At 62.8% G+C, this 25226-nt stretch carries 20 protein-coding genes; 12 read left to right on the top strand and 8 right to left on the bottom strand.

The annotated features are described in order from the left end of the window. The first annotated feature begins 186 nt into the window (after positions 1-186). Entirely contained in the window at positions 187-1515 is a 1329-nt protein-coding gene (locus Q8O35_RS03960; protein ID WP_305570832.1) for an alkaline phosphatase family protein, read from the top strand. Between the two features lie 13 nt (positions 1516-1528). After that, positions 1529-3760: an ATP-dependent helicase gene (locus tag Q8O35_RS03955; RefSeq protein WP_305570830.1), complete on the top strand. Its 2232-nt coding sequence runs from the start codon at positions 1529-1531 to the stop codon at positions 3758-3760. Position 3761: 1 nt separating this feature from the next. Here the strand turns inward: Q8O35_RS03955 and Q8O35_RS03950 are convergent, their stop codons facing one another. After that, the gene (locus tag Q8O35_RS03950) at positions 3762-5477 is read right to left on the bottom strand and encodes an HD-GYP domain-containing protein (protein ID WP_305570828.1); all 1716 of its coding nucleotides are present in this window, start codon (positions 5475-5477) and stop codon (positions 3762-3764) included. Between the two features lie 201 nt (positions 5478-5678). Between Q8O35_RS03950 and Q8O35_RS03945 the strand changes: the two genes are divergently transcribed. The 4 genes from Q8O35_RS03945 (at position 5679) to tsaB (ending at position 9712) form a co-directional block, all read left to right on the top strand. Next, on the top strand, positions 5679-6485 hold the full coding sequence (locus Q8O35_RS03945; RefSeq protein WP_305570826.1) for a phosphatidate cytidylyltransferase: 807 nt from the start codon (positions 5679-5681) through the stop codon (positions 6483-6485). Between the two features lie 9 nt (positions 6486-6494). After that, positions 6495-7712 (top strand): 1-deoxy-D-xylulose-5-phosphate reductoisomerase, encoded by a 1218-nt coding sequence (dxr, locus tag Q8O35_RS03940; RefSeq protein ID WP_305570824.1) that lies wholly within the window; start codon positions 6495-6497, stop codon positions 7710-7712. 142 nt (positions 7713-7854) lie between these two features. Next, positions 7855-8916 (top strand): RIP metalloprotease RseP, encoded by a 1062-nt coding sequence (rseP, locus tag Q8O35_RS03935; protein ID WP_305570822.1) that lies wholly within the window; start codon positions 7855-7857, stop codon positions 8914-8916. Then, entirely contained in the window at positions 8891-9712 is an 822-nt protein-coding gene (gene tsaB, locus Q8O35_RS03930) for a tRNA (adenosine(37)-N6)-threonylcarbamoyltransferase complex dimerization subunit type 1 TsaB (protein WP_305570820.1), read from the top strand. Before rseP ends, tsaB begins: the two co-directional genes overlap by 26 nt. Positions 9713-9945: 233 nt before the next feature. Here the strand turns inward: tsaB and Q8O35_RS03925 are convergent, their stop codons facing one another. After that, positions 9946-11292: a DnaA ATPase domain-containing protein gene (locus Q8O35_RS03925; RefSeq protein ID WP_305570818.1), complete on the bottom strand. Its 1347-nt coding sequence runs from the start codon at positions 11290-11292 to the stop codon at positions 9946-9948. A gap of 582 nt (positions 11293-11874) precedes the next feature. Beyond that, complete coding sequence (locus Q8O35_RS03920; protein WP_305570816.1) at positions 11875-12327, bottom strand: Hsp20/alpha crystallin family protein; 453 nt, start codon at positions 12325-12327, stop codon at positions 11875-11877. A gap of 177 nt (positions 12328-12504) precedes the next feature. On the opposite strand from Q8O35_RS03920, the gene Q8O35_RS03915 reads away from it, so the two are divergent. Together Q8O35_RS03915 and cydB are read left to right on the top strand one after the other, a co-directional pair. Next, on the top strand, positions 12505-13809 hold the full coding sequence (locus Q8O35_RS03915; RefSeq protein WP_305570814.1) for a cytochrome ubiquinol oxidase subunit I: 1305 nt from the start codon (positions 12505-12507) through the stop codon (positions 13807-13809). A gap of 33 nt (positions 13810-13842) precedes the next feature. Then, entirely contained in the window at positions 13843-14859 is a 1017-nt protein-coding gene (gene cydB, locus Q8O35_RS03910; protein WP_305570812.1) for a cytochrome d ubiquinol oxidase subunit II, read from the top strand. 78 nt (positions 14860-14937) lie between these two features. On the opposite strand, the gene Q8O35_RS03905 is transcribed toward cydB, so the two are convergent. The 3 genes from Q8O35_RS03905 to Q8O35_RS03895 form a co-directional block, all read right to left on the bottom strand. After that, positions 14938-15453 carry a cyclic nucleotide-binding domain-containing protein gene (locus tag Q8O35_RS03905; RefSeq protein ID WP_305570810.1) on the bottom strand — a complete coding sequence of 172 codons (516 nt, stop codon included), beginning with the start codon at positions 15451-15453 and terminating at the stop codon, positions 14938-14940. Continuing rightward, complete coding sequence (locus tag Q8O35_RS03900) at positions 15450-16613, bottom strand: potassium channel family protein (RefSeq protein ID WP_305570808.1); 1164 nt, start codon at positions 16611-16613, stop codon at positions 15450-15452. Before Q8O35_RS03900 ends, Q8O35_RS03905 begins: the two co-directional genes overlap by 4 nt. Positions 16614-16759: 146 nt before the next feature. Continuing rightward, entirely contained in the window at positions 16760-18130 is a 1371-nt protein-coding gene (locus Q8O35_RS03895) for an MFS transporter (RefSeq protein WP_305570806.1), read from the bottom strand. Between Q8O35_RS03895 and Q8O35_RS03890 the strand changes: the two genes are divergently transcribed. From Q8O35_RS03890 to Q8O35_RS03875, 4 genes are read left to right on the top strand one after another with little or no spacing between them, the layout of a single operon-like run. Beyond that, positions 18129-18269: a hypothetical protein gene (locus Q8O35_RS03890; RefSeq protein ID WP_305570804.1), complete on the top strand. Its 141-nt coding sequence runs from the start codon at positions 18129-18131 to the stop codon at positions 18267-18269. The two genes, Q8O35_RS03895 and Q8O35_RS03890, sit on opposite strands and share 2 nt — an antisense overlap. 33 nt (positions 18270-18302) lie before the next feature. Further along, a complete protein-coding gene (locus Q8O35_RS03885) occupies positions 18303-18956 on the top strand; it encodes a CerR family C-terminal domain-containing protein (protein WP_305570801.1) in 654 nt (217 codons plus the stop codon). Positions 18957-18998: 42 nt separating this feature from the next. Beyond that, positions 18999-20264 (top strand): efflux RND transporter periplasmic adaptor subunit, encoded by a 1266-nt coding sequence (locus Q8O35_RS03880; protein WP_305570799.1) that lies wholly within the window; start codon positions 18999-19001, stop codon positions 20262-20264. Beyond that, positions 20261-23383 carry an efflux RND transporter permease subunit gene (locus tag Q8O35_RS03875; protein WP_305570797.1) on the top strand — a complete coding sequence of 1041 codons (3123 nt, stop codon included), beginning with the start codon at positions 20261-20263 and terminating at the stop codon, positions 23381-23383. Before Q8O35_RS03880 ends, Q8O35_RS03875 begins: the two co-directional genes overlap by 4 nt. 103 nt (positions 23384-23486) lie before the next feature. On the opposite strand, the gene Q8O35_RS03870 is transcribed toward Q8O35_RS03875, so the two are convergent. Both Q8O35_RS03870 and Q8O35_RS03865 read right to left on the bottom strand, forming a co-directional pair. Next, the gene (locus Q8O35_RS03870) at positions 23487-23774 is read right to left on the bottom strand and encodes a metal-sensitive transcriptional regulator (protein WP_305570795.1); all 288 of its coding nucleotides are present in this window, start codon (positions 23772-23774) and stop codon (positions 23487-23489) included. Positions 23775-24111: 337 nt separating this feature from the next. Beyond that, positions 24112-25212, bottom strand: coding sequence for a rhodanese-like domain-containing protein (locus tag Q8O35_RS03865; RefSeq protein ID WP_305570793.1), 1101 nt, complete (start codon positions 25210-25212; stop codon positions 24112-24114). Positions 25213-25226 lie beyond the last annotated feature (14 nt).

The following is a 25226-nucleotide window of genomic DNA, read 5'->3' as shown; positions in this document are numbered from 1 at the left end:
GGCCCTTTGGAATCCCATTATGGTTGGACTGTTGCCGGAGACTCAAGGCCACTTGCCATACTTCCGCGAATCCAAGGGGTCTTTCCCCGAGGATTCGCGGCATGGCGGGTCCAGGGGGCACTGCCCCCTGGCCGCCGGAGGCATATTCTGCCACCTCTCCCCTCTTTCTTCTGCACCCCCTCTGCCATGACGTCCGCCGCCTCTCGCCCGCGCCTCGTCGTCCTTGGGCTGGACGGCCTGCCCTTGTCCCTGGCCCGCGCCCTGTCGCCGCATCTGCGGAACCTGTCGCGGCTCTTGCCCTTTGCCCGGCCCATCGAAGCCGAGCTGCCCGAGCTTTCGCCCGTCAACTGGACGAGCTTCTTCACCGGAGAAGGCCCTGGCGTGCATGGCGTGCATGGTTTCACCGTGCTCGACCCGCAAACCTACGCTCTGCGCATCGCCGGGTTCAACGACGTGCGCTGCCCCACTATTTTTCAACGCATGAGCGAGGCCGGGCTCACCTCGCGGGTTTTGAACCTGCCCAACATGGCTCCTGCGCGGCCCCTGCGCGGAATGCTCGTCGCCGGATTCGTGGCCGAGAGTCTTGAATCTGCGGTTTTCCCGCCATTCCTGCTGGGCCCGCTGCGCGCGACAAACTACCGGGTGGAAGGCGACACCACGCGCGGCGCAGCCGATCCAGAATACCTGCTGGACCAACTGCGTCAGTCATTGGCCGCCCGGCGCTCGGCCCTGAATCTCCTGTGGCCCGATCTGGCGTGGGACCTGTTTGTGTGCGTGCTTACGGAGACGGACCGCCTCTTCCACTTCCTGTTTCCCGCTGTGGAAAACCCGGCGCATGCGCTGCATGGGGCGTGTCTCGCGTTCCTGCGGGAGTGGGACGCGCTTGTGGGCGAGGTGCTGGACCGCTATGAGGCCCTGCCGGAGCCGAAGCGGCTCATCGCCTTTGCCGACCACGGCTTCTGCGCGCTGGACACCGAGGTGGACCTGAACCGCGTGCTGACCCTGGCAGGCTACCTGCACCTGTGCCGACCGGCCCGCGATGAATGGGACGCGGGCGTCATCGGGCCGGAAACGCGTGCCTTCGCCCTTGATCCGGGGCGGATCGTGCTGCACCGCGAGGGTTCCTTCAAGCTCGGACGCGTTCGCGAATCCGAGATTCCGGGACTGGTTGCTGAACTGCGTGCTCTGCTTCTGGGGTTGACCTGGGAGGGCCGCAAGGTCATGAAACAGGTGCTGGACGGGCGGGAGCTTTACCAGTGCGAAAACGCGCCGGATCTCATCTGCGTGCCGGAACGCGGCCTGGACCTCAAGGCGCGTTTTGACCGCCAGGAAGTCTTCGGGCATTTTGGCCGCTTCGGCATGCACACCCCGGACGACGTGTTTTTCGCAGATACGGGCGCAGAGGCGCAAGGCGACACAGTAGTTATGCGCCTGCGCGACACGGGCCAGCTCGTGCTGCGGCACTTCGGGCTTGGCGACACAAATCAGCACAGGCGAGGCGGACTCATTCTATGAGCGGGATTTCCGAATGACCATCGATTTTGATCGCGAGCTGAACCCGGCCCAGCGCGAAGCCGCCCTGCACATGGGCGGTCCGGTGCTTGTCATTGCGGGCGCGGGCAGCGGCAAGACGCGCACAATCGTTTACCGTCTGGCGCATCTGGTGCAGACCCACGTCTCGCCGGAAAACATCCTGCTGCTCACCTTTACCCGGCGCGCCAGCCAAGAGATGCTTCACCGCGCCGGTGTGGTGCTGGGCCGCCCCCTCACCGGAGCCAGTGGCGGAACCTTTCACTCCTTCGCGTACTCCGTCCTGCGCCGCAACGCCGTAGAGGCCGGATATCCGCAGGGCCTGACCCTCATGGACCGCTCCGACTCCGAGGATCTGCTGGGCGAGTTGAAGGCCCACCTGGACCTGGGCCGGGGCGACCGCTCCTACCCCAAGCGCGCCACCCTGGCCGACATCATCACCAAGAGCCGCAACAAGGAGCTCTCCATCGGGGGCATCCTGGACCGCGAGGCCTACCACCTGCTGCCCTATCAGGCGGATGTGGAGCGCCTGGCCGAGGAATACCGCAAGGCCAAGCGCGCCCAGGGCCTCATGGACTACGACGACCTGCTCTTCGAACTGGAGCGTCTGCTCCTTGAGCACCCGGAGATCCGCGACCAGCTCCGCCGCCGCTATCCTTTTGTCATGGTGGACGAATACCAGGACACCAACCTGGTGCAAGCCCGCCTGGTGCGACTGCTGGCCGGCGACTCGGGCAACGTCATGGCCGTTGGCGACGACGCCCAGTCCATCTACGCCTTCCGCGGCGCGGTGGTCGCCAACATCCTTGAGTTTCCGCAGCACTTCCAGAACGCGAAGCTCATCCGGCTGGAACAAAACTATCGCTCCACCCAGCCCATTCTTGACCTGACCAACGTGGTGCTGGCCGGCGCGCAGATGAAGTTCGACAAGCACCTGTTCACCGAGCGCACGGGCGGCGCGAGACCGCGCATCATCCAAACCCTGAGCGACCAGTCACAGGCCGTGCAGGCCGTGAGCATCATCACGGATATGGCCTCCCGCCACCCCCTGCATGAGATCGCTGTGCTGTTCCGCGCAGGCTACCAGTCCTATCCGCTGGAGGTGGCCCTCACCCGCGCGGGCCTGCCCTACCGCAAGTATGGCGGAGTGCGCTTCCACGAGGCCGCCCACGTGAAGGACATCCTGGCCTACCTGCGCCTGGCCGCCAACCCGGCGGACATGCTGGCCTGGCAGCGCGTGCTGGGATTCTTGAAGGGCGTCGGCGGCAAGACCGCCAACAAGATCGCCACGGCGCTGCTTGCGGGCGATACGGCGAGCCTGGACAAGCACAAGAAGCGCTTCCCGGACCTCAACCCGCTTTTGGGCGAGCTGGACGCCCTGCGCAGGCTGAACCACGCCCCGGCCGCAGCGCTGGACCGCGCCATGAGCTTCTACGCGCCCTCTCTGGTCACGCTGTATCCGGACGATTATCCCAAGCGTCAGGCCGGGCTTGAACAGCTTTCGCAGATTGTGGTGAACTACAAGAGCATCGAGGACTTCCTGGCCGACCTGTGCCTGGACGGCACCCAGACAGAGGATGACCGCACGGAAAACGCGATTGTGCTCTCCACCGTGCACTCGGCCAAGGGTCTGGAGTGGCGCGGCGTCATCCTCATCGACCTGGTGGAGGACAGATTCCCCTCCAAGAAGGCCATGCAGAGGCAAGAGGACATGGAGGAGGAGCGCAGGCTCATGTATGTGGCCTGCACCCGCGCCAAGGACGAGCTGGCCCTCATCGTGCCGGGCTCGGTGTTCAACCGCTTCAACAACTGCCGCGAACCAGCCGTCACCAGCCCCTTTGTCACCGAGCTGCCCGACACCGTGGCCGACCGCTACACCGAAACGTACACCGGCGGTCTGCGCCGCAACGATGAAAAGCTGCGCCCAGGCATCATGACCCGCGACGACGGCTACCTTGCGCCCGTCATCTGCCCGGAGCCCGTGCGCCGCCCGGCTTACGAACCAGGCGCCAGACCCGTGAGCGCAGCCGCAGCGCCCCGCGCGCAGTACGATGCAGCGCCGCCGCCAAAATCATCCATGGACTCGGCGCAGAGCAAATTCGGCTTGTGCGAGCACAAGATTTTCGGGCAGGGCAAGATAGTCGCCGAGATTCCGCCGGACAAGTACCGAGTCAACTTTCCAGGCTTCGGCCTCAAGGTCATCGTGAAGGCGTACGTGAAGCTGCTGTAGCCTAGGCCTTGGCTTCCGCCGCAGGCGGCGGAGGCGGATACTCGTCCATCTGGGCCGGGCTCATGTGCGCCTCGGCGTATTGCTTGTAAACGCCGGAACTGGTGAACAGACCGAAGACCTCCGGGTCCATGTGCTTGTCCTTGACCATAAAGCCCATGATCTTCATGGCCTGGGAGAGCTTCATGGGCTCCTTGTAGGGCCGGTCCTTGGCGGTGAGGGCCTCGAACACGTCGGCCACGGCAAGGATGCGCGCCTGGAGCGACAAGGCATCGCCACCGATGCGGTTTGGATAGCCGGTGCCGTCCAGCTTCTCGTGGTGCGAGCCCGCGAACTCCGGCACGCGCGACAAGCGCTTGGGAAAGGGCAGCCGGGAAAGCATGTCGAGGGTCACCACTGTGTGATCCTCAATGATCTTGCGCTCGGCATCGGTCAAGGTGCCCTTGCGGATGCACAGATTCTTCAGCTCATCCTCGTTGATCCAGGGTTTGTCCTCCTCGCCGTCCTTGTAGGTGCGGGCGGCGATCTCCTTCACCCTCGCAATGCGCTCGTCGCTCATAAACTCGCCGGGCTTGTTGCAGGAGACCACGAACTCCAGGTCGTCCTCCAATTCCTGCCTGCGGCGCTCCATTTCCTCGGTGACGGCGAACATATCCTGACGCGAGGCGCCGTTGCTGGCAAGCTCCAGAAGTTTCTCCAGCAACTCGGCCTGGAGCGCCTTGCCGATGAGCTTGAAGCGCGTCTTGACCATCTCAATGCGGTCCACGATGGCCTCGAGCTTGGTGGACTTGTCCACCACATGCACGGGCGTGGTGATCTTGCCCACGTCATGCATCCAGGCCGCCAGCTTCAGCTCCTCCATTTCATTCTCATTGAACAGCACGCCAGAGTACGGCCCATCCTGCTGGGCGTTAATGGCCTCGGCGATGCGCATGGTCAGGTCCACCACGCGGTCGATGTGGCCGCGCGTGTACGGGCTTTTGGCGTCGATGGCTGCGGCGATGCTCTGCATGAAGGAGTAGAGAAGGGCCTTGAGGCCGTTGATGAGCTGGGTGTTGGTGAGGGCCACTGCGGCCTGGCTGGCGAGGGACTGAACCGCAGCCAGCCCCACTGGCGAAAAGGCCATGACCTCTCCGCTTGCTTTGTCCTTGGCGTTCAAAAGCTGCAGCACGCCAATTATCTCATGCTCGTGGTTCTCCATGGGGATGACCAGCATGGACCGGGAGCGGTAACCGGTCGCGGCATCGTAGCGGCGCGTGCCGGTGAAGTCAAAGCCCTCTGCGCTGTAGACGTCCTCTATGTTCACCACCTCGCGGGCGATGGCCACGTGGGATGAGACGTTGGCGTGATTCGCTTCGCCCGCCTCATCGTACAGGCTCACGGGCGGCAGGGTGATGGGGTTGCCGCTGGTGCCGCCCAGGCGCACATTCATGGTGTCGTTCTGCAGGACGACGAACTCAAGCTTGCTGCAGGAGTCGTCAACTATATAGAGAGTGCCCGCATCGGCGCCGGTTATGGAGCGCGCGAGGCTGACGACCATCTCCAGCAGCCTGTCGCGGTTCTTTTCACCCGAAAGGGCCAGGCCAATATCCGTCAGGTGGCGCAGGTGCTCGGTCAGCCGGAATACTTGCTCTTGCAGTTCCTCAATACTGGCGAAGGGTTCCTGCTCCAGCGCGCGCGTTCTGCGAGTCGAGGCCTGGTTCTTTAGTTCCTCGGTCATGGACTTCCCCCCTTCGGGTGGATGGATGTACGAAACGATGTGCAAGCCCTTCGCCCACAGTTTCAATTGCATATAGCATACGTTCCCAGCGACAGGAAAGGGGGGGAAAGCCACGGTTGCCCGGTGAAAGGGAATGGAGTACAAGGCCGTTGTCGCGCGGTAAAACACGTATTCCGCGCAGTCCTCCAACAGGGAGATCCCGTGCCAGCATCCGCCCATCAGCAACGCATACTCACCGCTGGCCTCGCCGTGGGCCTTGTGGCCCTGGCCCTTTGGCAGGGCGGCATCCTAGTGTTGGCGGCGCTTTTGTGCGTCTGCGCTTTGGGCCAGTGGGAATTCACAGCCATGTTCCGGCCCGGACCGGAGCACAAGCCCCTGCGCATCACAGGTGTGGCCCTGGGCGCGGTCATGCTGCTCATCTCCAAGGTCGGCGGGCCGCAAGCCGCCCTGTGGACCCTGGCCGCCTGCTTCTGGTTTTTGGCCCTGCGTTTTCTCATCCGCTACAGCGCCGACCAGCACAACGCCGACTTCACCGACGAACTCATCCTCATGGCCGGAACGCTTTATCTGCCCCTTATGCTCCAGTTCTGCCTGGCTCTGTCCACCTGTGAAATCATCCTCGTTCTGCTTTCCACCGCAGTTTCCGACACGGCTGCCTATTATTCCGGAACATTCTTCGGCAAAGCAAAGATTTGGCCCCAGGTGAGCCCCAAGAAATCCTGGGCCGGGAGCATCGGCGGCTTCACGGGCTGCATCGCAGCGGTCACGGCCTATGGCACTTCACTGGGCAGCGCCCCTTTGCCCGCCTGGCTGCTGCTGGGCGCGGTGCTTAACGTGGGCGCGCAATTGGGCGACTTCTTCGAGTCTGCCCTCAAACGCAAGTTTTTGGTCAAGGACTCAGGCACCCTTCTGCCCGGCCACGGCGGCCTGCTTGACCGCATCGACAGCCTGCTTCTGGCTCTGCCATGCTACGCCCTGTTCAAGCAGGCATTCCCCCTGTTCACCTAAGCTAATGCCATGAAAAGCTATATTTCAACTTGGCCTCCGCTTGCTCCGGCACAGCCATTCCCGCGCCGCTTGGCCATCCTTGGCAGCACCGGGTCCATCGGAGTCAGCGCCCTGCGCGTGGTGGCCGGGCACCCGGAGCTTTTCCAGGTCGTGGCCCTTGCAGGCGGCAGGAACGCCAAACGCCTGGCCGAACAGGCGACAAAGTTCCGCCCCGCCCTGCTGGCAGTGCTCGACGAGACAGCGGCTAGAGAACTGCGGGATCTACTGCCCACGGGCTACGCACCGGAGATTCTCGTGGGCCCGGCCGCCTTTGAGGCCATCGCCGCTGGACCGGACAGCGATCTCGTTCTTTCAGCCATCGTTGGCGCTGCGGGTTTTCTGCCCACCCTGGCTGCAGCCAACGCAGGCAAGCGCATCGCCCTGGCCAACAAGGAAAGCCTTGTGCTGGGCGGCCTGCTCATCCGCAAGGCCTGCCGTGAGTCCGGCGCACTCATCCTGCCCGTTGACTCCGAGCACAACGCTCTGTTCCAGGCCCTGTGCGGCCATGCCGACGCGGACGGCAAGGAGCTCTCCAAGCTCATCCTCACCGCCTCGGGCGGCCCGTTTCGCGGGCGCGACGCGGCTTTCCTCGCCTCCGTCACCCCGGCCCAGGCCCTCAATCATCCCAACTGGAGCATGGGCGCGAAGATTTCCGTAGATTCGGCCAGCCTCATGAACAAGGGGCTGGAAGTCATTGAGGCCTGCCACCTCTACGGCCTGCCCGTGACCCAGGTGGATGTGCTGGTGCACCCGCAAAGCATCGTGCACTCGCTGGTCGAGTATATTGACGGCTCGCAGCTTGCGCACCTGGGCGTGCCGGACATGCGCATCCCCATCGCCCACTGTCTGTGCTTTCCCCACCGGGTGGAGCTCAACATGCCGCGCCTGGATCTGGCTCAGGTGGGCGGCCTGACCTTCGAGCGCGCCGACGAGGGATTGTTCCCCTGCCTGCGGCTGGCCAAAGAGGCCTACGCCGCCAGCCCCAGTCACCCTGCCGTGCTCAACGCGGCCAACGAAGTGGCAGTGGAGCTGTTCCTGGGCGGAAGCATCGGCTTCATGGACATCCCTCGGCTCATCGAGTCGGAGCTTGCACGACACACGGCCTTGCCCAAGGACGCCGACGCCGGGCAACTGCTTGCCGTGGACGCGGAAACCCGCCTGCGCGTACGCAAGGCAGCCGGAGAGTAGCGCCCGTTTTCCATATTTCTTCGACCAGGCCGACCGGCCCAAAGCTTGCCAGTGGGACTAGACCGCAGCGCCGCGCTGCTTATTTTAAAAAGATGGAGTAAACTAGGCACACGCCCCCGAACGGGCGCGTGAAGGAGCTTTTGTGGGTGCTATCGCCGTTGTCCTGGTCCTTGGCGGACTGATTTTCTTCCATGAACTTGGGCACTTTCTCGTGGCCCGATTGTTCGGCATTGGGGTCAAGGCCTTCGCTCTGGGCTTTGGTCCTAAAATATTCAGCTTCAAGTCGGGCATGACCGAGTATCGCCTGTGCGCCGTGCCTTTGGGCGGCTATGTCATGCTGGCGGGCGAGTCGCCGGACCAGGAAGAAGAGCCTGCGATCCCCAAGCCCCTGCTCTTTAACCTGCGCCCCGTGTGGCAGCGCATGTGCGTGGTTGCAGCCGGCCCTGTGTTCAACTTCCTGCTGGCCTGGGGCATCTACTGGGTGCTCTTCGCCACCCAGGGGCAGATGGGCTTGGCCCCAACCATCGGCCAGATTCTGCCAGAGAGCCCGGCCCAGCGCGCGGGCTTCCAGCCAGGCGACTCCGTGCTTACGGTGAATGGGCGCTCCATCACCTTCTGGGAAGACCTCACCGACCTGGTGCAAGGCTCCGAAGGAAACCCCCTGCGCATGGAGCTCAAGCGCGGCAAAGACCGCCTGACAATCAACGTGATTCCTGAGCTGCGCGAACGCAAGAATATTTTCGGCGAAAGCGTCCGCGCCCCCATGCTTGGAATCGTGGCCGCCAAGGAAATCATCACGCTGGAGCTTTCCGGCGCGGAGAGTTTCAAGCTCTCGGGCAAGGAGACCTGGCGAGCCATCGTGAACATGGTCACGGCCCTGGTCAAGATGATCGAACGCGTGGTTCCGGCGGACTCCATCGGCGGGCCGATCCTCATCGCCCAGCTCATCAACCGCGAGGCCGAGGAAGGCATTGTCGGCCTTTTGGCCCTGGCGGCGGCGCTTTCAGCAAACCTCGGCTTCGTGAACCTGCTGCCGATTCCGGTGCTCGACGGCGGGCACCTGGTTATCTTCGGAATCGAGGCCGCCACCCGCAAGCCCTTGAGCGTGCGCGCCCGCGCTGCGGCGATGCGCGTGGGCATCGCCATGCTGGCGGCGCTGATGCTCTTTGCGACCTACAATGATCTGCGCCGACTGTTCAAATAATCAGCCGGGCCTGCTGCTGGCCATCAACGGGGCCGACGAGCGCCTGCAAGTGGCCCTGGGTCGCCTGCCGGATGTCGAAGCTTCTGCGGATGTTGAATTCCTGGCAGCACAGGAATGGATGGTGCCAGGGCAGGCCGTGCGTTTCCTGGCCCCTGGCATCCGGCATATGCTGGACAACCTGGGCCTTCACTCCCGGAACATCCGGCGCATCGCCTGCGTGCATGGGCCAGGCAGCTTCACGGGCCTGCGCATGTCTCTGACCCTGGCCGAAGGGCTGGCCGCAGGACTTGCTGGCGGGCAAGGCGGCAGCGCGCAGCTTGCCGGCCTCGACCACCTGGCCCTGCTGGGACACGAGGCGACCCAGGCCGCAACAGGCGCTGTGCTGGCCCTTTCTTGGTCGCGCCGTGGGCAAGTCTATGCCCAGGCGTTTCAGGCCGGGGCGGCCCTGACCCCGCCGCAGGTGGTGCTCATTGCCGAACTGCCTGAATTTCTGGCCACCCTGCCCCGCCCCTTGAGCGTGCTGGGAGGCGGACTGCGCCGCAACCTGGCCGCCTTTGAGCCCCTGGCCGCAAACGATTCCAGCCTGCGCCTGCTGCCGCAGGACTGGGACGCGCCCAGGCCCCAGACCCTGCTCACACTGGCTGCGCAGGCCTCTTTCGGCCACGGACCGCTGACTCCTGTATACCTGCGCGCATCAGACGCCGAGGACAATCTCGCAGCCATCGCCGCCGGGCGCGGGCTCTCGGAATCCGAAGCCCAGGCCATCCTCTCACGCGGCAGCCGCACCATTTCCTGAATTCCGCCAGCCGGGCGCGATCCAATGCGCTCCCCCCGTGCGCACGCCGCCCGGCACTGCCTTGCGGACCGTGCCCCGCATGGGCGCAACAGCACAGCAATATCACCAACGGCAGCAACGACAGAGCGCCGGGCCGGCTTCCTCCCCCCTTCCAGGTTGTCCTGGAGCGGGGCCGACCCGGCGCGCGCCGGTGCATCTCGCCCCTTGCGGGCGTTCTCTTCAGTTCGAAAGTCTTAGCAGGACAGGCGGCCTATGGTGCTGGAAAGCTGGCGCCCGAGGGGAGTCTGATGGTTGATTTCACGCTCCACGTTGATGATGCCTTTGAGCACTGTGGAGTGCTTCCGGCACAGGCGGTCGCCAATGGCCGAAAGGGACATGCCCGTGTGTTTCCGGCACAGGTAGAAGGCCGTGTTGCGGGCCAGAACAGTCTGCTGGCTGCGGCTCTTGGACTTGAGCTCAAGCTCTTCAATGCCGTAACTCTTGCAAACAAAGGTGACGATGCGCTCAACGTCCGGGCTGGTAGGCTGCGCCGCGTAGTTCTCCAGCACCTGCCAGGCCAGCTCCGTGGTGATCTGCTGGCCCAGAAGCCTGGCCTTGAGCACCAGATTGTTCAGGCAGCTCTCCAACTGGCGGATATCCGTGGTGAGGCGCTCGGCCAAAAGCCCGGTGACGTCATCCGGCACCTGGACCTGAAGGCTGCGCGCCTTGCGGCGGACGATTTCCTCACGCGTGGCGAAATCCGGGGCGTCCATGAGGGCCAGGAAGCCGGAGGCGAAGCATGACACAAGCTGCGGGTCAACCTGATCGAGTTCGCGGGGCAAAAACGAACTGGTGAGGACCACCTTGCAGCCGCGGGTCTGCAAGGCCTTCAGGGTCATGAGCAGCTCATCCTGCAACTTGCCCTTGCCCTGGAAGAAGTGGATATCCTCAAGCAGGAGCACGTCCACAGAATCACGAAACTCGGACTTGAAGCGGGCGGCCTCGCGCGCCTTGATGGCCAGCACCAGGCGGGTGGCGAACTCCTCAGCTGAAAGGCAGGCGATGGACAGACGGCTGCGGTTGCTTCTGGCAGCCAGTTGCCGACCGATTGCATGCAGCAGATGCGTCTTGCCGAGGCCGGGCCCGGCGGAAAGGAACAGGTGGTCAGCTGCCAAGGCGTCATTGCACATACCCTTGGAGGCGGCGCAGGCGAGCTCATTGCTGGGCCCGACAACGAAGTCGTCAAAACTGAAGCGCCAGCGGGTATCGGCAATGGGACGGGGCTTGTAGTCCAGCGGCAATGCAAGGGCTGGGGAAGCCTTCATCTGAGGCACCGGAGAAGCAGACTCAGCCACGGCGACAGGCTTGCGCACCGCCACGGTAAGATCGACCCGCCTTCCGGTCAGCTCCTGCGCAGCCTCTCGCACGACATCCAACAGGCGCTCCCGCACCCAAGTGGCGACAAATTCATTGGGGGCCTGAAGTTCGAGGCTGTTTCCCTCGAAACGGGCGGTCAATGGCCTGATCCAGAGGGTGTACAGCCCCTGTTCCAGTCGATTTTCGAGCATGAGGAGCAATTTTTGCCAGAGGTCCGCGTTCATGGATGCAGGTCTACGCTCCGGGTTCATTTCAAACAATCCCGCCAGCTGTCAGAACAGCCTCGCAATGCAGAGGCGTTCTCTACAATACAAACACCCGGAATAACTGTATTCATCACAAAACGGCGACGTCCTGCCTCAAAGTTTGAGAATCGGGAAGCCCCGAAAAACGGGGGTTCCGGGCAAGAGGTCTTCAGAGATCAACTTCTTGTGCAAAATATTTTCAACATAGTAAGATCTTCAAATCAACGATTATTGCAATTTTTAGCGCTATTCCTCTCTTTTGAGTTTTCACGCAATTGATTTCTCCTGTGAAACATAGGCGTGTTTGATAGCGGCTCCTGGCGAACCGCCGTAGTGCTTACGTAATCGGATAAAGCCCATTGCAGCCCCATGGACAATGTTCCCACACGCAATACGCATACCCACAAAATAAACTTAACCATTTTAGTGGTTTGCATGAAAATACAATAAACAGGAGTTTTTCCAGACGGGTCACTGGTGACGGGTAATACCAACACAAGCGCGGCAACCTTAGAGCAGAAACCGGCGTTGCGTTGACGCGGCGAGAAGGGAATCGACAGGCTATTCTACAACAAGGCTAAACCTGTAAGGCGCCTTAGCGCGCCTTTTTGGAACAACAATGGTCAACAAACCATCCTTCAGACGTGCCGTGATCCCATCAGCAGCAACACCTGGGGGCAACGGGAACCGCCGGGCAAAAATTCCATGAGCGCGCTCAATAAGATGATGGGTCGGCTCCGGCTCATCAGCCCCAGCAGGTCTTTGGCATGGGCGTTCGCCCCGCACCAGGAGGTCTCCGTCAACGATCTCAACCAAAACCTGATCGGCTGTGATGCCGGGCAACTCCACCTGGACGATGACGGACTGTGACGTTTCAAGCATATCCGCCGGGGGGGCCCAGACATACCCGCAGGATTCTGGGGTCAGTCTTGTGCGGTCCTCGCCCGCCAACCGCTCCAGGTGACTCCTGACTTCATCCAAACCGCCCCACGGATCCCATTTGCCATAGCCCATGGTCCACCTCCACAATTTGCTCACAAATACGCGACTTGCAAAACCGGCGCAATCGTCAGCACTCTAATTTTCTTGCAAAGAAACAGCTCAGTGTTAAAAGAAAAGTATTGCACTCACAGCCATAAATCACTATCAGTAGCCTTTCCTGTTTAGAATAGTAATCCTTAGGGGGGGGTCATGGACGTACTCATGCTTTCGCGGCTTCAGTTCGCTGCCGCAACCATGTTTCACTTTCTGTTCGTGCCGCTGACGTTAGGCATTTCCGTGATGATCGCCTGCATGGAGACTGCCTACGTCCGCACAGGCAAGCCGGTGTACAAACGCATGGCGAAATTCTGGGGAAAGTTGTTCCTCATAAATTTCACCCTTGGCGTGGTCACCGGAATCACCCTGGAGTTCCAGTTCGGCACCAACTGGTCGCGTTATTCAGCATACGTGGGCGACATTTTCGGCTCGCTGCTGGCGATCGAGGCCACGGCGGCATTTTTCCTGGAGTCCACCTTCATAGGCGTGTGGCACTTCGGCTGGGACAAGCTCTCCCCCAAGGCCCACGCGGCAAGCGCATGGCTGGTGGCCGGGGCGGGCAATCTTTCCGCCATCTGGATCCTCATCGCCAACGGCTTCATGCAGAACCCCCTGGGTTATGAGATCAGAAACGGGCGTGCTGAGTTGACGGATTTCGTGGCAGTCATCAGCAACCCATGGGCATGGAACCAGTTCGTCCACGTGGTGTCAGCGTCCTTCTGCGTGGCCGCCTTTTTCGTGGCCGGCATCAGCGCCTGGCACCTTCTGCGCAAGCAGAACGTGGAGTTCTTCACCAAGTCCATGAAACTGGCCCTTTCAATAGGCCTGGCGTCCACGGCCATCGTCGCGATCCAGGGGCACGCGCACGGCAACCTTGTGGCCAAGCTTCAGCCCGTCAAGCTTGCGGCTATGGAAGCCCACTGGGAAACGACCAGGAATGCGCCCATGTACCTGCTGCAGATTCCAGACGAAAAGGGTGAGAAGAATCTGGTGCAGGCCCTGCCAGTCCCCTCCCTGCTGAGCATCCTCGCCTACAATGATCCCGACGCCGAGGTGAAGGGGCTCAAGGATTACCCCGCTGCCGACCGTCCGCCCGTGGGCATCACCTTCATCGCTTTCCGCCTCATGGTGGGCATCGGCACCCTCATGCCGCTCTTGATGCTCTTCGGCCTGTTGAAGCGCGACACCCTTGCCAGCTATCCTCTTTATCTCAAGGCGCTCATCTTCGCCATTCCACTGCCCTACCTGGGAATGCAGGCGGGCTGGGTCGTGGCCGAGGTGGGCCGCCAGCCCTGGATCGTCTATGGCCTCATGCGCACGGCAGACGCAGTCTCGCCCATCACTGTCGCGCAGGCGGGCGGTTCTCTTGTGGCTATGTTGCTTCTGTACACCCTGCTCGGCGCGGCCGGGGCCTTCCTTATGGTCACCGCCGCCCGCAAGGGCCCCCAGGACGCTTAGGCCCGGAACCCAAACGACACCAAGGAGTCGGAAATGCTTGAGACCATCTGGTTTGTACTCTGGGGAGTGCTCTGGGCCATGTACTTCGTCCTCGACGGCTTCGACCTGGGCATGGGCACGCTGATGCCGTTCCTGGCCAGGGATGAGTTCGAAAAACGCAGCATCTACAACGCCGGCGGCCCATTCTGGGACGGCAATGAAGTGTGGCTCATCGCGGCTGGCGGCGTGACCTTCGCGGCCTTCCCCCTGGCCTACGCCACCATGTTCAGCGGGCTTTACACCGCCCTGATGATGCTGCTCTTCGCGCTCATCGTGCGCGGCGTGTCCTACGAGTTCCGCAACAAGGTGGACAGCATATCCTGGCGCAGCCTGTGGGACGCCTGCCACACAGTTGGCAGCTTCCTGCCCGCCCTGCTGCTGGGCGTTGCCTTCGCAAACATGTTCCACGGCCTGCCGCTGGATGAACAGCATGTGAACCAGGGCGGCATCGTCGATCTGCTGAACCCCTATGGCCTGCTCGGCGGCGTGCTCTTCGTGGTCATGTTCGCCATGCACGGGGCCCTGTGGCTGGCCATCCGCGCCACCGGCGACCTCAAGACCCGCGCGGCGGCCACGGCGTGCAAGCTGTGGCCTGCGGTGCTGATCCTGGTGGTGGCGTTTTTGGCCTACACTTACGTGCATACGCAGCTCTTCGGCAACTATATGAAGAACCCGCACCTGTTCCTGATCCTCATCGCCGCAGTGTCGGGCCTTGTGGCCGCGCGGCTGTACCTGGGCGCGGGCAAGCTGTGGAAGGCCTGGGCCGGTTCCGCCGTATTCATCGCCGGAGTGGTCATGTTCGGCGTGGTGGGCCTGTTCCCGGCCATCCTCATCTCCAGCCTGAACCCGGCCTGGAGCCTGACCATCCACAATTCCGCCTCCAGCGCCCTTACCCTCAAGATCATGCTCGGCGTGACCCTGGTCTTCATTCCCTTGGTCATCGCCTACCAGATCTGGGCCATCAAGACCTTCAGCGGCCCCATCAAGAGCGAAGCGGACATGGAATACTAATCCCTGGATTTGCCGACGCGAAAAGGGCCGTTCCGACTTGGGGCGGCCCTTCTATTTTCTAAAACGTGTTGCCGGAATTCAGATGCCCTTTCGCAACGAGAGGGCCAAGGCCGTGGTGAGCTTCACCACCTCGGAGTTGGAGCGGCGGATAGTGCTGGCCATGCGTCGGCCAAGGGTGAGCAGAAGCTTCACGCCGATCTCGGGCTCGCGCTGCGCCAGACCGAAAAACAGCTCCCGGCTGGTGATCAAAAACAGACAGTCCGTCACTGCGCGCACAGTTGCGGAACGCAGGTCGGCGTCGATGAGGGCCAGTTCGCCCAGCACAGGGTGGGCGTCGTGCTTCAAGGTGGCCAGCACCTTGCGCGGCGACTCCATGTTCAAAAGCGGCACGCTCATTCCCTCAAGCAGCATGGCCTTGGAAATCTGCACCTGCCCGCGCACCAGGATGAACATCTCATCGCCCACCTGGCCCTCGGCCATGATGACGCTGCCAGAAGGCCGCGCCTCCTCGCGGAAGATGACCTGAACCTTGCCGAGTTCCTCCGGGCTCAAGTCCTGAAACACCGGGATGCACGAGAAATCGAGCCCGTTCATTGAGCTTCCCCCCCGCCAGGTCCCACGCCAGCGCGCAGCACCAGCACCCCGTCAAAGGCCGCCAGGGCCTGTTCGTCCTGCGGGTTGACCAGAACAGCGGCCTCCTTGTTGCCGAGCTTGGTCTCCCGGCCATGGGACTGGAACAGCTCCAAGATGAACTGGTCAAGGGCCGAGCCCGTGTCCAGAATATCCTCCAGGGCAAGACTGCGCGCGGTCTGGCACAGGGCCAGAGGCAGGCAGCCGTCGTGCTTGCGCAGGCGGCGCACCAGTTCGCCCCAGGTGTCGGCCTGCTCCTCCGGCGTCAAGGGCCGCAGCGCGATGCCCGGTCGGCCATGCAGGCCCAGCATGGCCTGCAGCAGGCTCCAGGCGGGCGGGGCAGCGCCCAAAAGGGCCAGCACGCCGCTGGAAATCTCTCCCCTGTCGATGAGCTCCGTCACCCCGGCGCGCAAGAGATGCACGCGGTTATCAGGCTGGGCCGCCTCGGCATATATGGGAACCTTGGGCGCCATGCCGCGCACGGTGAGGGCGGCGTATATGCTTTGCTGGTCCGACTCGTGGGGCGGCATGTTGTCCTGGCGCAGGATATACACCAGCGAGGCGTTGTCCGGCCTGGACTTGTGCACCACGTTCTCCTGGGCGATCTTGCCGTACACGAAGGACAAACGCGCGCCCAGGTCCAGCTGGAAGGCGATCTCCTCGCGACGCTCCTCTGGCAGATCGGTGACGAGCACCAGCCCCCCGCCGTCCACAAGGCCGTTGTCGCACAGGCCCCGCACCAGGCCCGGCACCGAGGAATTCCAGCCAAGAATGATGACGTGCCCGCTCTGCTTCACTTCAAGTAACCCCTTGCGTTTCTTGGCCTTGCGCTCAACAAGGAGCGAGGCCAGGTTTCCGGTGAGGGTGGAGACAAGGCCAATGCCGCCAGCCATGACCATGAGCCCCAGCACCTTGCCGCTGGTGCTGGCGGGCACGATGTCGCCATAGCCCACAGTGGTCAGCGTCACCACGCTCCACCACAAAGCCTCAAACAGGCCGGGCACAACGGTGCGAGCTTCCAGCAGATAAATTCCGGTGGAACTCAGGGTGAGGAGCGTCACGATGGCGACCGCGAGCTTGAAGGTGCCGCGGCGCATGAAATCAGGAAGTGATGGTTTGAACATGGCGCCAGCCTCGTGTGCATCGCGTGCCCCGGAAGGTCCGGGGAAAGGACACTACGCACAGTAGCAAAATGGCAGGGCAAATCAATGGGGAATATGAGGCGCGCCCACGTCCCGCCTGAAGGCGGAACGTGCAGCGGAATGTTCGATCAGGCGTCCTTTTTGACCACGCAGTGAACCTGGGCAGGCTTAGCGCTGAAAAGCCTGCGCCGGAACAGCGACAGACATCCTGCGCCCGCAGCAAGGATGGCGCCTGCGGTCAGCGCCGCATGGAAGCCGGTCATGAAGGCCGCGTCAGCAGTCTCACCAGCGCGCAAGCCCATGCCCTGGAAGCCCTCGAACACGGTGATGGCCACGGCGATGCCGGAAACCATGCCCACGTTCCGCACCAGGGCCAGCACGCCGCCCACAAGGCCCACCTTGTCCTGCGGGGCGCTGGAGAGCACGCTGTTGTTGTTGGGCGACATGAACATGCCCACGCCCATCCCCAGCACAACCTGCCCCAGATACACCCGCCACAGGGGCGAATCAGAGGCCAGAGACGAAAGCAGCAGCAGGCCGCAGCTCATTATGCCAAGGCCAATGGACGTGAGGGTTGCGAAGTTGACGCGCTCGGAGAGATACCCGCTCATCGGAGCGATCACGGCCATGGTCAGCGGCAGAGACGAGAGCACCAGCCCCGTGGCGTAGGGCTCCAGCCCCTGCTGACCGTGCAGGTAGAAAGGCAGGAGAATGGCGTTGGTGAACATGCTCAAAAAGGCAAGAAACGCCACCACGTTGCCGGAAAAAAAAGGCCAGATGCGGAAGAGCGAAAGGTCCAGCATGGGATGCTGGCAGCGCCGCTCCCAGGCCGCAAAGCCGGGGAAGGCCACCAGGGCGACGCACAGCCCGGCAAGCACCGGAGGCGAGGTCCAGCCCCAGTCATGCCCGTGGCTCATGGCAAGCAGCAAACCGGTCATGCCCAGAGCGAAGAGCACTGCGCCGCCAAGATCCAGGGTTTCGTCGCGCAGGCGTTCCTGCGGGGGAAGGAAGCGCCGCGCCAGAAACAGGCCCAGCAGTCCGATGGGAATATTAAGGTAGAACACGCTGCGCCAGCCGAAGCCCTGAATGAGCAGGCCGCCAAGGCCTGGCCCGGCCAGCGACCCAAGGGCGACGGTCATGCCGGTGAGGCCGAGGGCCCGGCCACGCGTGGGGCCTGGAAAGGCGGCCATGATGATGCCGGGGCCGTTGGCCATGAGCATGGCCGCGCCAACGCCCTGGCCCACGCGCGCAGCTATGAGCGCCCAAAGCGTCGGCGAGGAGCCGCAAAAAAGAGAGGCGGCGGTGAAGACGATGAACCCGATGGAATAGAGGCGGCGGCGGCCATACATGTCGCCCATGCGGCCAAACAAAGGCAGCAAACAGGAGATGACCAGAAAGTACCCGGCCACGATCCATTGCGCCTGGGCCAGGCTCGCACCGAATCCGAGGGCGATGGTGGGCAGCGCAGTATTGACGATGCCGGCGTCGAGGGTGGCCATGAAGGTGCCTGAGGCCGCCACGCTGAATGCCCGCCAGTCTCCCGCCGCCGATGTCTGCCCGTTGTTCCGCATACAACTCCCTGTGCATTTCAAGAAGCGCTTCCGTATTCCATTTGACTCTTTCAATCAAGCGTTTTAATCTGACGTTTCAAGACCGGATCAGGAGGATAGCATGCAACAGGTTGAGTTGACCGACACAAAGCGCAGGCTCATGGACGCAGCTGGCGAAATCTTTTCGGAAAAAGGCTTCAAGGCCGCGACCGTAAGAGAAATTTGCCGCCACGCCAATGCCAACGTGGCGGCGGTTCATTATCACTTCGGCGACAAGGCTGGCCTGTACAAGTCGCTCCTGGTCGAAGCCTTCGAGGCCGGGCTCAAGCGCTATCCCCCACACATGAACCTTGGTCCAGAAGCCAGCGGCGAGCAGCGCCTCTACGCCTTCATCCACTCGTTCCTGCTGCGCATGCTCGGCGGCGAGCGTTTCGCATGGTGCGGCAAGCTCATGGCGAGAGAATTGCAAGAGCCCACAGAGGCCTTGGACCACATAGTCGAGCGCTACATCCGGCCCCTGTCGGAGCAGTTGCGCTCAATCGTGGCAGAGGTGCTGGGGAACGGCGCACAGCCCGACGACCAGCGCACCCAGTACTGCGCCATGAGCGTGGTTGGTCAGTGCCAGTATGTTTTCCGCTCGCGCTCCGTCATCGGCAGGCTTATTCCCAGCATGCGCTTCGACGAGGCAGGCATTGCGACCCTGGCGCAACACATAGCGGATTTTTCCTTAAGCGCTCTGAAGAACATGCCGAAACCGGACGAAACACGTTCATAGGCCAACAGAGCCGGAACACCCGGCTGCAAAGGATATCCGGAAATGCCCAGCCCCGCAGTGCCTGCGTCGAAGACCGCTCTTGCTCTGCTGCTCGCAGTTCTCGCGCTGCTTGCGCTGAGCGGTTGCAACAGGACGGGCGGCAACGACTCCAAGGCCAAGCGCCCCATCCCGGTGATGGTGGCCGAGGCCAAAACCATGACCATGCCCGTGCTCGTGCAGGCCGTGGGCAACGTGGAGGCCTTCGCCTCCGTGTCCATCAAGCCCCAGATCAGCGGCGTCATAGCCAAGCAGATGGTGCGCGATGGCCAGGACGTGGTCAAGGACCAGGTCCTGTTCCACATCGACCCGCGCACCTACCGGGCCTTCATGGAAGAGGCTCAGGCGAGGCTCCAGAAGGATCACGCCCAGGCGGTCAAGGCCGAAGACGATCTGCGGCGCTACCTGACGCTCTACGAGCAGGGCGCTGTGAGCCGCGATCTGATGGAGCAGATGCGCACCAACGCCGAGGCCCTCCGCGCCTCCTTGGCCCTGGACCGTGCAGTTGTGGAGCAGGCCCGCCTGCAACTGGGCTACGCCGTCATCAAGGCCCCCATCTCTGGCCGCGCCGGAAATGTTCTGGTGCAGGAAGGGAACGTCGTGGGCAAGGCGGGCGATGACCGCGTGCTGCTCGTCATCAACCAGCTCACACCCATTTCTGTCGTATTCTCCGTGCCGGAGAAGCACCTGCCGGAGATCCAGCGCCAGTCGGCCCTGGGCAAGCTTCCGGTGGAGGCGCGAACCGGCGAGGGCGAGCTTCTGGACACTGGCGAACTCGCCAGCATCGACAACAACGTGGACAAGACCACAGGCACCATCCGCCTCAAGGCCACCTTTTCCAACAAGTCCCTGCAGCTATGGCCCGGCCAGTTCGTGCGCGCGCGAATACGCCTGGCCGAGCGGCTGAACGCGGTCATCGTGCCTTCCCAGGCTGTGCAGTCCGGCGTCAACGGCCAGTTCATCTTCGTGGTCAAGGGCGACATGAGCGTGGAGATGCGCGAGGTCGCCACCAGCCCCGGCGGCGATCAGACGCTCATCGTGGACAAGGGCCTGGCCCCTGGCGAAACGGTTGTGGTGGACGGGCAGATAATGTTGGTGCCCGGCTCCTTGGTGGAGATCAAGGCCCAGCCCGCTGACGCAAGCGGCCATCAAAACGCCGCAGCGCCGCCCCCCCAGGCCGCCGCAACCCGCGGCGCAGACAACGCCACCAAGCCGGACCGGCAGTCCGGTCCCCTGGGCAGCCCGGCTGCAGGCCAGGGGAAGCCGCAGTGAACCCCGCCCGCATCTTCATCGAACGCCCGGTCATGACCACCCTAGTCATGGCGGCCATCCTCATTTTCGGCGTCATGGCCTATTTCAAGCTTCCGGTGAGCGACCTGCCCAACGTGGACTTCCCCACCCTCCAAGTTTCCGCCGCAATGCCCGGCGCAAGCCCGGAAAACATGGCCTCGTCCATCGCCACGCCCCTGGAGAAGGAATTCTCCAACATCGCGGGCATCGACTCCATGACCTCCACCAACACGCTGGGCAACACGCGCATCACGCTCCAGTTCAGCCTGGACCGCAACATCGACGCCGCAGCCCAGGACGTGCAGGCGGCCATCGCCGCGGCCCAGCGCAACCTGCCTTCAGACCTGCCCACCCCGCCAGTGCTGCGCAAAGTGAATCCTGCGGACCAGCCCATACTGTACCTGGCTGTGTCCTCGCCCACCCTGCCGCTGTATCAGGTGAACGAGTACGCCGAGACCCTGCTGGCCCAGCGCATCTCCATGATCAGCGGCGTGGCCCAGGTGATGATCTACGGCCAGCAGAAGTACGCCGTGCGCGTACAGCTGAACCCAGAGCAGCTCTCGGCCCGCGACATCGGCGTGGACGAGGTGGCTGAGGCCGTGCGCAAGGGCAACTCGAACATCGCCACCGGCACCATGGCCGGCCCCACGCGTGAGTATACGGTGGAGGCCAGCGGCCAGCTCAAGGACTCCAAGTCCTACCTGCCGCTCATTGTGGCCTGGCGGAACGGCTCGCCCGTGCGCATCTCCGACATCGGCACGGCCATCGATTCTGCCGAGAACAACAAGCGCTTCAACCGGTTCAACAAGATTCCAGCCATGGTGCTCGCCGTGCAGCGCCAGCCCGGCACAAACACAGTGGGCGTGGTGGACGCCATCAAGAAGGCTTTGCCCGGCTACGTGAGCCAGCTGCCCGCCTCGGTGCAGGTCGACACCCTCATCGACCGTTCGGAATCCATCCGCGAAAGCGTGGATGACGTGAAGTTCACCCTGGTGCTCACCGTGGTGCTGGTGGTGCTGGTCATCTTCCTGTTTCTACGCAACCTTTCCGCCACGTTCATCCCAAGCCTGGCCCTGCCCATGAGCGTCATCGGCACCTTTGCCGTCATGCTCCAGCTCAAGTTCAATCTGGACAACATTTCGCTCATGGCCCTCACCCTGGCCGTGGGCTTCGTGGTGGACGACGCCATCGTGGTGCTGGAAAACATCGTGCGCCACACCGAGGCCGGAATGGCCCCGCGCGAGGCGGCCCTCAAGGGCTCCGGCGAAATCGGCTTCACCATCGTGTCCATGACCATCTCACTGGCCGCAGTGTTCATCCCGGTGCTGTTCATGGGCGGCGTCGTGGGGCGGCTGTTCAACGAATTCGCCGTCACCATCATGACGGCCATCCTCATCTCCGGCTTCGTTTCCCTGTCGCTCACGCCCATGCTGGCGAGCCTGATGCTTAAGCAGGGCGCCCACGCGGCCAAGGAGGCCCACGGGAAGTTCTACAACGCAACAGAGCGCGCCTTCCAGGCCATGCTCGACCTCTACCGCACCACCCTCACCTGGACCATGGTCCACCGCCGCCTGACCCTGGGCTTTTCGCTGCTGCTGCTGCTGCTCACAGGCTTCCTGTTCGTATACATCCCCAAGGGGTTCATCCCCAGCGAGGACATCGGCCAACTGGTGGGCGTCACCGAGGCCGAACAGGGCATTTCCATCGAGTACATGCTGGAGCACCAGAACCGCGTGGCCGACATCATCGCGGCAGACCCCAACGTGGAGGGCTTCATGTCCCTGGTGGGCGCGGGCGGACCCAACCCGGCAGGCAACTCAGGCCGCCTGCTCATCCGCCTGAAGCCCCGCCACGCGCGCGACATGAGCGCCGACGAGGTGCTGCAAAGCCTGCGCAAGAAGCTCGCGAGCGTCGTGGGCATCAAGACCTTTCTGCAGAATCCGCCGCCCATCAACCTTGGCGCCAGCTACACCAAGGCTCTGTACCAGTTCACCCTGCAAAGCCCCAACACAGCGGACCTGTTCCAGCGCTCCCAGGCTCTTGAAGCCCGCCTGCGCGAGCTGCCGGAGCTGCAGGACGTGAACAGCGACCTGCAACTCAAGAACCCGCAGCTGAATCTTGCCATTGACCGCGACAAGGCCTCGGCCCTGGGCCTCACGGCCATGCAGATCGAGGACGCCCTCGGCATCGCCTACGGCCCGCGCGAGGTGTCCACCATCTTCGCGGCCAACAACTCGTACAAGGTGCTCATGGAGCTTGAGCCGCGCTTCCAGCGCGACCCCTCGGCTCTGGACATGCTGTACGTGCGCGCCACCGGCGGGAAGCTCGTCCCCTTCTCCACCCTGGTGAAGCGCGAGGTAAGCGTCGGCCCCATGGCCGTGAACCACTCGGGGCAGCTGCCCTCGGTGACCATCTCCTTCAACCTGCGCCCCGGCGTGTCCTTGGGCGAAGCCGTGGACAAGGTTCAGGCCGTTGCGCGGGAGGTTCTGCCCGCCACCTTCAGCACCACCTTCCAGGGCACGGCGCAAGCCTTCCAATCCTCATTCAAGGGATTGTGGCTGCTCCTTATCGTGTCCATCGTGGTCATCTACATCGTGCTGGGAATCCTCTACGAGAGCTTCATCCACCCGCTGACGATTCTTTCGGGCCTTCCCTCGGCTGGCGCGGGCGCACTGCTCACCCTCATGATCTTCCAGCTGGACTTGAACCTGTATGGCTTTGTCGGAATCATCATGCTCATCGGCATCGTGAAGAAGAACGCCATCATGATGATCGACTTCGCCCTGGAGGCCCAGCGCGTGCAGGGCAAAGACGGGGCTACGGCAATCTTCGAGGGTGCGCTGGTGCGCTTCCGGCCCATCATGATGACCACCATGGCGGCGCTCATGGGCACCCTGCCCATCGCCCTGGGCTTCGGCGCAGGCGCGGAGGCGCGCAGGCCCCTGGGCCTGGCGGTGGTGGGCGGGCTTCTGGTTTCGCAGCTTTTGACGCTGTACTTCACGCCTGTGTACTATGTGTACCTGGACAAGCTGCAGCATAAGATTTCGAGCGCCATGGGACGCGGCAAAGCGCAACGCGCCGAAAACGACGCGAAGGCCTAAGCGGCGGAAGCCTAAACCTCAGGGGATTGAAAAGCTGCAAGTCAGCGCCGCCAGCCCTGGAGAGCGGAAGCGCATGGCCGGGCAAGGTGTCAGGCGGGCAAAATTAACCGTCGATGAAATTCGACACGAGCTTCATGAGCTTCTCGTACTGGGCGTTGGGATCGCCGCTCTGGGCGGCCTGCTCGTTGCAACGCAGCAGATAGCGGCGCATGATCTGGGTGGTGGCAGACCGCAGGGCCGAACGCACCGCCCGCACCTGCACCAGAATGTCCTCGCACTCCTTGCCCTCGTCGATCATGCGCTGAATGCCGCGCACCTGCCCCTCAATGCGCTTCATGCGGGCCATGACGTCTTTCTTGAGGGCTTCCTGATCCTTCACTTCCTTGGCCATGACCGCCTCCTGAGATGCTTGTACAAAAGACCCGCCAGAATTCCTGTCCGGCTGCCCCGCCAGCGCAACGCCAGCGCAACACGCCCCCTGCCGGCACGGGGTATCCGGGGTGCAAAGGCCACCGCCAGAAATCGGCATGTCATTGAAACCAGAACTTGGCAAGAAAAGCCTCCGCAAGCGGGCCAAACGCCCAAAGCTGCACAGGGCTTTTTTGCTACCCGAAATTCCCGACAACTTCAATCGGAAATACCCGTTAGGCAGGGCATGAAATCCGCCGTCGAAAATCAGTCAGGACACGCGGGCCGGAGACATTCGCCCCCGACCCGCGGCATTTCGGCTACTTCTTCTTGTTGTCGGTGATGGTGCAGGTGCCGTCCTTGGACCACTTGGTGGTGGCCTCAAGGTAGAACACGTCCTTCACATCCTTGCGCAGGTCGCGAGTCATGTAATAGGCCTCGCCGCTGCGGGAGCCGGTGGCGCAGACGAACACCACGGGCTTGTCGAACTTCATGCCGGGCAGCTTCTTCTCAAGCTCATTCACCGGGATGTTCACGGCGCTGGGGGAATGGCCCGCAGCGAACTCGTCGGCGTCGCGCACGTCGATGAGTTGGATGCTGTCCGGCTTCTCGGCCAGGATCTTCTTGAACTGCTCCACGCTGATGGCGCCTTCAACGCCGCCTGTCTGCACCTTCAAACCGCCGCCCGATGCGCCGTACAGCTTGGCCCAGGCAGGTTCGCCAGCCTCACAGACCTTCACGTTGGAGTAACCGAGGGCCATGGCCTTCCTGGCGCTGGAGTGGCTCAGGGGGCACTCGTAGCCGCCGCAGAAGAACACCAGCTGAGTGGACTTGTCGACAGGCAGCAGGCCGGTCTTCTTTTCGAAGCCGGAGTCCGGGATGCTGACGGCGGAGGGGATGCTGCCCTCAAGGAACTTCACCAGCGGACGGGAATCCACGAGCAGGAAGGTTTCGCCCTTGGTCAGCATCTCCTTCACGTTCTCCACGCCGATGGCCGGATAGTTGCCAGCCTTCACCCACTCCGGGTAGCCGCCGGGGTAAACCTTCACGTTCTTATAGCCAAGCTTCTCCGCCTTGCGCGCGGAGTTGTGGGAAAGCTTGCACTCCGGGCCTTCGCAGTAGAACACCAGGGTGACGTTCTTGTCCTTGGGCAGAAGCTCGGCGGCCTTCTTCTCGAACTCGCTGTCCGGCAGGCTGATGGCCGTGGGGATGTAGCCCTGGATGTACTTGCCCTGGTACGGGCGCGAGTCGATGAGCTTCACGCCCTCGGGGTTCGGCACCTTGACCAGGGGCTTCACGTAATTGATGTCTACGAGGTTCTTGTAGAAATAGTCCGGGTTGGCGGCCTGGGCCTGGACCGCGAAGGCCAGGGTGAGCAGGGCCAGCATAAATACCTGCAACAGTCGCTTGCCGTGTCTCATGTCAGTCTCCTTAC

Source organism: Humidesulfovibrio sp., assembly GCF_030689645.1.
Classification (GTDB): Bacteria; Desulfobacterota; Desulfovibrionia; order Desulfovibrionales; family Desulfovibrionaceae; genus Humidesulfovibrio.
The sequence above is the reverse complement of the archived record's forward strand: the minus strand, read 5'-3'. Positions and strand labels throughout refer to the sequence as shown.